The sequence below is a fragment of the Streptomyces sp. NPDC052020 genome, assembly GCF_040680575.1.
Classification (GTDB): Bacteria; Actinomycetota; Actinomycetes; order Streptomycetales; family Streptomycetaceae; genus Streptomyces.
This window is the reverse complement of the sequence record NZ_JBFAWY010000059.1, coordinates 20,649-27,410: the sequence shown is the minus strand read 5'-3', so window position 1 is coordinate 27,410 and position 6,762 is coordinate 20,649. Positions and strand designations below refer to the sequence as shown.

Genomic DNA, 6,762 nt, shown 5'->3' with positions numbered 1-6,762 from the left:
TTGCAGGGACTCCTGCGGACTGCGGCCGCGGAAGATGTTGACCTCGATCTGCTCCAGGTCGAGCAGGTCGACGAGCCGTTCGGCCGGATTCGTCACCGCCGTCAGGCGCCCGCCCGGGGTGCCGGCGGCAGCGCGGCCGGCCCGGAAGGGGTGCCGACACGCTGCCAGGGTGCCTGCTGCCCGCGTCGGGCGCTGTGGGCGCTGTGGGCCCCGGCGCTGTAGGCGCTGTACGTGCCCCTGCCGACGGGGATGCTCCGGAAGGAGGTGAATCCCAGTTCCTCCTCGCCGCTGCGGTCGCCCGGCAGGGCACGGAAGGACCTGATGTACTCGGCGTAGAGCGCGTCGTAGATCGGCGTGGCCGAGGGGCCACCCTGGCGGTGGGAAACGTCGTATGCGTGCACGTATGTCCAAACGACCCCGGGCACGAAGAGATGCGGCCGGGCGCCGCCGTGCGGGGGTGCCCGGGTACCGCGTGTCAGGCCGCCCCCGCCAGTGGCAGCGCGGCGGCGACCAGCCGGCCCTCCGCGGCCGCCTTGTCCAGCGCCTCGCGCAGCAGGTCCTCCCTCGGCTGCCGCCCGATCGACCCGACCGGTGCCGCGAACATCAGCACCTGCTGGTGCTTGCCCGCCGCCGTGCGCCAGCCGTCGGTGACCTGGAGGGGGTGGTGCGCCTGCCACCAGGCCACCGGCCGGCCGCCGCTGGCGGAGGGCTGGAGCACGGCGTGCAGCTGGCCCACGGCGAGCAGCACCGACCAGCCGTGCAGCACGGGCGGTACGGCGGACAGGTCGGGCACCGGCGCGAAGCCCTGTTCGACCAGCAGCGGCAGGAAGTCGTCGCCGGTCGTGGTGGTGCCGGGGCGCGCGATGGGCGCGGTCGGCTCCACGACGAGGGCGGGGTGCAGCTCTCCGGAGATCAGGACCAGCCCGCTCGTCACGCCGAGCACGGCCTGCTGCGGCTCCGGTTCGAGGGTGTCGCCGGCGATGTACTTCACGGCTCCCTGGAGCTGTTCCTCGGTGACCTTGACGACCTGGGAGGGCAGGCAGGTCGCGTGGGCGAAGGCGAGCACGGCGGTCTCGTCCCCGATGAACAGGACGGTGCTGGTCCGTTCCTGGCGGGGATCGCCCGGGGTGCGGCAGGACGTGCAGTCGTAGCCGCCCGGGGCGCTCTCCCCGGTGAGCAGGCGGTCGGCTTCTTCGTCGCCGATCTCGGCGCGTACCTCGTCGCTGACGTCGAGCATGGGCGGCACGGGTGGCTCCCTCGGGATGCGGTGCGTGGCGGGGCCGGGGTGGCTCTCCCGGCCCGTGGTCCGGGCGGGTCCCCGGCTCATGAAGAAGACAACGGGCGATCTGTGGCGGGAGTCACGCCCCACGGCGAACGGAATCGAACCATCCGGCGGGCGCGGTGACCGGGTGCGCGCGATGCCGCGCGCGCCGCCAACACGCCCCGGGCGCAAGGGGGTTGACCGGGCGGAGTGGGTCACGGTGGTGACAGGCCGCGGGTCGACAAATGGGGAAATTGGCGAATGAAGTGGGTGGCCGAAAATAGTCGGCGCCCGGGAGCGTGGCAGCGGGTCCGGAGGGACGGGGGTGCGTGTCCGGGCGGCGCCTCGTGGTCCGGCCGCACCCCCCGCCCGGTCCGGGGTCCGTCGGGCCGGCCGCCTTGGAACGGGCTCCCGTCGCGTGCGGCTCCGCCGCCCGGCCGAGGGGTCGGCCCGATGCCGCCGGAGCGCGGCCCAGAGTGGGAGACCCTGTGCTCGAAACGTGTATCTCCTGTGACCGTGCCGACTTTCCGTGCCCTGCGCAGCCATCGGAAGGGAAAGGGCGGCGGCGCCCATTGGCCGGCCCTTTCCGGGGGATTATTCGAGGGGATGCCAGGGGGCGCGGAATTCTCCGGCAATGGTCCGGACGGCCGTACGGAACCGCTCATCCGTGTGACGGAGTTCGGTCAAAACGCAACCCGAGATCCTGTGACAGAAGTGTGACCCTGGAGGACTCTGTGAGCTCTGTTACCGGCTTCGCCTTCCCCCGCGGTAGGGCAGGGCTTAGCGTGGCGGCATGGCACCGATTCCGACGCCCCCAGCCGAACCCCAGGACAGCCCGGACACATACGTCGGCCTCGATTCGGAGACGGCCGAACGGCGCGCGCGTGACCGGGGATGGTCGACGGTGCGGTCGCTGCCGCCGGGCGCGATCATCACCATGGAGTACCGCGTGGGCCGGCTGAACTTCGAGGTGCGGGACGGCCGCGTGGCACGCGCCTGGAAGGGCTGACACCGCTTCGGGCGCCCGCCCGCCCCCGTACGCACGCGACGGCCCCGGCCCCCCGAGAGGGAGGCCGGGGCCGTCGGGCGTGACCGCGGGCCGCAGCGGGGGAGGGGCTGTGCGTACCGGCGCCCCGCGCGGGACCGGGCGGGTCAGGAGCGGGCCGTGGAGTTCGAGCCGGAACCGGCCGTGCCGCGCAGGACGCGGTCGGAGTGCGGCGGGCGGCGGCTGCCGGCCGGGGTGACCGGGGTCCGTTCCCCGCGGGCGGTGTGCGGGCCCGGGGCCAGGTAGGCCGGGGTCCGCGGGCGGGAGGAGGGGACGGGCTCGCACGCCGGGGCGTCCTTGCGGCCGGTGACGGGCGGCAGCAGCACCACGGGCGCGGCGGCCGGCTGCTTCGCGGGCGCGGGCTCCGTACGGCCGCGGCGGTCGCGCACGCGGTCGCGCAGGCCGAGGAGTACGGTCTCCGAGCGGCTGATCAGCGGCTCGAACCAGGGCAGGGCGAGCAGGATCAGCAGACCCGCCGCCCAGCCGAGGAGCACGTCGCTCAGCCAGTGCGTACCGAGGTAGACGGTGGACATCCCGACACCGAGCGCGGTGACGGCGGACAGCGCGGACAGCCAGCGGCGAGCGCGCGGCGTCGAGGCCATATAGGCCAGGATGCCCCAGGTCACCACGGCGTTGGCGGTGTGACCGCTCGGAAATATATCGCCGCCCAGCCACATCTCGTTCGAGCCGATCTCGGTCGCGTAGTGCGGGCCGAGGCGGCCCATGCCGTACTTGGCGGCGCCCACGGTGACGTTCAGCAGCAGCAGGGAGACGCCGAGGGCGAGGAGCGGGCGCAGGGTGTGCTGCCGCCAGGAGCGCCAGCCCAGCCAGGCGGCGACCATCACGGCGGTGGGGCCGCGCTGGCCGAGCACCACGTAGTAGTCGACGAACGCGTGGATCTCCGGCCACTGCTGGTACGGGCGGAAGAACATGACCTGCCAGTCGAGCCGGACCAGCCACGAGGTGATGAGTACGGCCCACACGATCGCGACGTAGAAGGCCAGGGTGGAGGCGAACAGCGCAATCCTGTGCCGGCTCATCTTCGGCACATCGAGGTGGGCCGGTCGTTCCGGCTCACGGTCCAGCCTCGCGAACACCCGGTCCAGCCGGGTGAGGTTCCGTTCGGTACGCACCCAATCGACGTTACAGCGAGTGAGGTGTGAACCCGGCCGAATCAACGGCTTTGTGATGACGATGTGATGTGGGATTCCTCTCAGGGCGAAGACTAATTCCCCCGATTCCCTAATCCATGCCCACGGCGACCTGCATTTCTTTTGATCGGTCCGGGTGGCAGTTTTATCGTGCTTACGAATTGGTTCACCGAAAGCTGGCGTGGAATTCCCCGGAGGCTCACCGGCGGCGCGCCGGCCGCCTCGGGCCGCCTCGGGCCGCCCGGCTCCGGGCCGGTCACGGCGGCCCGGAGCCGTTCAGCCAGAAGGCGCCGTACAGCGCCGAGGCCACCGCGACCCCGGCCGTCACCAGCGCCGACCGGGAGGTCCGCAGCCCGGCCAGGGCCCGGGCGAGCGGCAGCAGCAGGGGGAAGGCGGGCAGCAGCAGGCGCGGCTTGGAGCCGAAGTAGCCCGACGCGCACAGGGCGAGCGCGGCCACGATCCCCGCGTAGACCAGCAGCGGCAGCGGCTGCCGCTGCCGGACGCAGACGACGTACAGCCAGACCGCCAGTACGACACCGGCGGCCAGCGCGACGCCCGCCAGGGCCGACGGGAACGACGTGAACCGGGCGGCGATGAACCGGGCGAAGGCCCATCCGCCGTCGAAGCCGTTGCGCCACCCGGCCTGGACGTCCAGGTAGCCGAGCGGGCCCGCGCCGGTGCGGTGGCCGACCCAGAGCACGTACCCGGCGGCGCCGAGGGGCGCGAGCGCCATGCCGAGGGCGCGTCGGGCGACGGGGGCGCCGCGCTCGCCGGCCGTGCCCCGGTTTCGCCCGGAGGGCACGACGCAGGCCGCCCACACCGCCGCCGCCACGGCCAGTCCCACCGGGCGGGTCAGCCCGGCCAGGAGCGCCAGGCCGCCCGCCGTCACCCAGCGGCCGGTGAGGACCGCGTACAGCGACCAGGCGGCCAGCGCGGTGAACAGCGACTCGCTGTACGCCATCGACTGCACGATCCCGACCGGCAGCACCGCCCACAGCAGCACCGCGCACACCCCCGCGCGGCGGCCGTACACATGGTCCGCCACCGCGAAGATCCCCCAGGCCGCCGCGAGCGAGGCCGACAGGCTCACCGCGAACCCCGCGTCGGTGTACGACAGCGGCGACACCGCCGCGCCCAGCCGCTCCAGCCACGGCAGCAGCGGGAAGAAGGCGAGGTCGGAGTGGACGTCGCCGCCGGGCAGGCGCACCTCGTAGCCGTACCCCCCCTCGGCGACCCTCTGGTACCAGAGGGAGTCCCAGCGGGCGGTCAGCAGCGTGTACGCGCTCTTGTCGCGCGCGGCGCTCCACAGGGCCAGGGCGATCAGGCCCAGGGCGCGTACGGCCGCGTATCCGAGGAGCGCCGGGGCGGCCCGGCGCAGGGCCCCGGAGCGGGCCGGAGTCGCGCGCGTCTCAAGGTCGGTCACCGCCCGATTATCGGCGGTGCCCCGGACCGGGCCGTCCGCGGGGGACGGGCCCGGAAAAGGCAGTGGCGTACGCCACACCCGTTCCGCCGAACGGGTGAGAGGTCCGCCACGTGACCTGGGCACGGACTCGCGTACGCTGCGAGTCACTCGCCTTACCGCGGCGCGGGCCGGGGACCACCGCTCCTTTCCGGCCGAGCCGCGGGGGAGCCCCCGCCCCCGTGAGCCCCGCCGGACGCGAGGGAACTTCTGGGAGGTACGTACATGTCCGGGACGACCACGGCCGCCGCGCTGCGCCGTCGGCCGGCCGGGGCCGGTGCCGACCGCTGGCTGGTGCTCGTCGTCCTCTGCGCCAGCCTGCTGCTCGTCGCCGTCGACGCCACCGTGCTGCACGTGGCGGTGCCCGCCGTCACCGAGGACCTCAGGCCCGGCGGGATCGCCCTGCTGTGGATCGTCGACGTCTATCCGCTCGTCTGCGCCTCGCTGCTGATCCTGTTCGGCACGCTCGGCGACCGCGTCGGCCGCAGACGGATCCTGCTGATGGGCTACGGCCTCTTCGGCGTCGCCTCCGCCCTGGCGGCCTTCGCGGGCAGTGCCGAGGTACTGATCGCGGCCCGGGCGCTGCTCGGCGCCGGCGGCGCGATGATCATGCCCGCGACGCTGTCGATCCTGCGGCAGGTCTTCCCCGACCGGCGGGAGAGGGCGCTGGCGATCGGCGTCTGGAGCGCGGTGGCCGCCGTGGGCGCGGCGATCGGGCCGCTGCTGGGCGGCTTCCTGCTGGAGCACTTCTGGTGGGGTTCGGTCTTCCTCGTCAACATTCCGCTGATGCTGGTCAGCCTGCCGGTGGGGCGCCTGCTGCTGCCCGAGTCCAAGGGCGACGGCGCCGGCCCGTGGGACGTGACCGGGGCGCTGATGGCGGCGGCCGGGCTGTTCGCCGCGGTGCTGGGCGTCAAGCGGCTCGGCGGGGGCGAGCCGGTGGCCGGCGCGTTCACCGTGGTGCCGCTGGTGGCGGGCGCGGTGCTGCTGGCCGGGTTCGTACGGCGCCAGCGGCGCCGGGCGCATCCGCTGGTGGACCTCGGCATGTTCCGGCGGCCGGCGTTCGGCACCTCCGTGGGCTGCATCGTGCTGGCGATGCTGGCGCTGGTGGGCCTGGAGCTGATCGCGGCGCAGTACCTCCAGCTCGTGCTCGGGCTCTCGCCGCTCCAGACGGGGCTGCGGCTGCTGCCGCTGACGTTCGCGGCGATGGCGGCGGGCCTGGCGGGCGCGCGGATGCTGCGCCGGTTCGGGCCGCGCCGGATGGTGTGCTCCGGGTTCTGCCTGACGGCCGGCGCGGTGCTCCTGCTGACGGCGATGGGCCGGGCGGACAACTGCGCGCTGCTGCTGACCGGGTTCGTGGTGCTCGGCTTCGGGCTGGAGACGACCCTGTTCGGGGCGTACGAGTCGATGCTGAGCGAGGCGCCGCCGGACCAGGCCGGCGGGGCCGCGGCGATCGGCGAGACCTCCTACCAGCTGGGCGCCGGTATCGGCATCGCGCTGCTGGGGACCGTCATGAACGCGGCGTACGCGCCCGGGCTGGCACACGTGCCGGGTGTTCCCGCGCCGGCCTCCTCGGCGGCGGGGCACTCGCTGGGGGAGGCGTACGAGATCGCCGCACGGCTCGGCGGGCCCGCGGGCGCCGCCCTGCGGGACGCGGCCGCGGGCGCCTTCGTGCACGGGCTGCATGTGACGCTGCTGGTGAGCGCGGGGCTGTTGCTGGCGGGGGCGGTGATGGCGTTGCGGCTGCCGCGGGTGATGCGGTGCGAGGCGGTCCCGGTGCCCGCGCCCAGGGACGCCGTGGAGCCACGCGTCTCGGTGTGAGGCCCTGGGGCGGCCGTGCGCCGTCCGT

6 protein-coding genes and 1 pseudogene are annotated in these 6,762 nt (G+C 74.1%); 2 read left to right on the top strand and 5 right to left on the bottom strand.

Going from position 1 to position 6,762, the window contains the following annotated elements:
- From AB0L74_RS33450 to AB0L74_RS33440, 3 genes and pseudogenes are all read right to left on the bottom strand, one after another.
- Positions 1-96, bottom strand: a pseudogene (locus tag AB0L74_RS33450) (acyl-CoA thioesterase II); the annotation flags it as partial.
- 5 nt (positions 97-101) lie between these two features.
- Complete coding sequence (locus AB0L74_RS33445; RefSeq protein ID WP_365660944.1) at positions 102-401, bottom strand: hypothetical protein; 300 nt, start codon at positions 399-401, stop codon at positions 102-104.
- 74 nt (positions 402-475) lie between these two features.
- Complete coding sequence (locus tag AB0L74_RS33440; protein WP_365660941.1) at positions 476-1,246, bottom strand: hypothetical protein; 771 nt, start codon at positions 1,244-1,246, stop codon at positions 476-478.
- A gap of 808 nt (positions 1,247-2,054) precedes the next feature.
- On the opposite strand from AB0L74_RS33440, the gene AB0L74_RS33435 reads away from it, so the two are divergent.
- The gene (locus AB0L74_RS33435) at positions 2,055-2,270 is read left to right on the top strand and encodes an I78 family peptidase inhibitor (RefSeq protein WP_365660938.1); all 216 of its coding nucleotides are present in this window, start codon (positions 2,055-2,057) and stop codon (positions 2,268-2,270) included.
- Between the two features lie 143 nt (positions 2,271-2,413).
- Here the strand turns inward: AB0L74_RS33435 and AB0L74_RS33430 are convergent, their stop codons facing one another.
- Positions 2,414-3,439 (bottom strand): phosphatase PAP2 family protein, encoded by a 1,026-nt coding sequence (locus AB0L74_RS33430; RefSeq protein ID WP_365660935.1) that lies wholly within the window; start codon positions 3,437-3,439, stop codon positions 2,414-2,416.
- A 274-nt stretch (positions 3,440-3,713) separates the two neighbouring features.
- Positions 3,714-4,880 (bottom strand): hypothetical protein, encoded by a 1,167-nt coding sequence (locus tag AB0L74_RS33425; protein WP_365660933.1) that lies wholly within the window; start codon positions 4,878-4,880, stop codon positions 3,714-3,716.
- 261 nt (positions 4,881-5,141) lie between these two features.
- On the opposite strand from AB0L74_RS33425, the gene AB0L74_RS33420 reads away from it, so the two are divergent.
- Positions 5,142-6,734 (top strand): MFS transporter, encoded by a 1,593-nt coding sequence (locus AB0L74_RS33420; protein WP_365660931.1) that lies wholly within the window; start codon positions 5,142-5,144, stop codon positions 6,732-6,734.
- Positions 6,735-6,762 lie beyond the last annotated feature (28 nt).

Bases quoted from the DNA above. Each gene is read 5' to 3' on its own strand.
- AB0L74_RS33420 (WP_365660931.1), top strand. From the start codon at position 5,142: ATGTCCGGGACGACCACGGCCGCCGCGCTGCGCCGTCGGCCGGCCGGG.
- AB0L74_RS33435 (WP_365660938.1), top strand. From the start codon at position 2,055: ATGGCACCGATTCCGACGCCCCCAGCCGAACCCCAGGACAGCCCGGAC.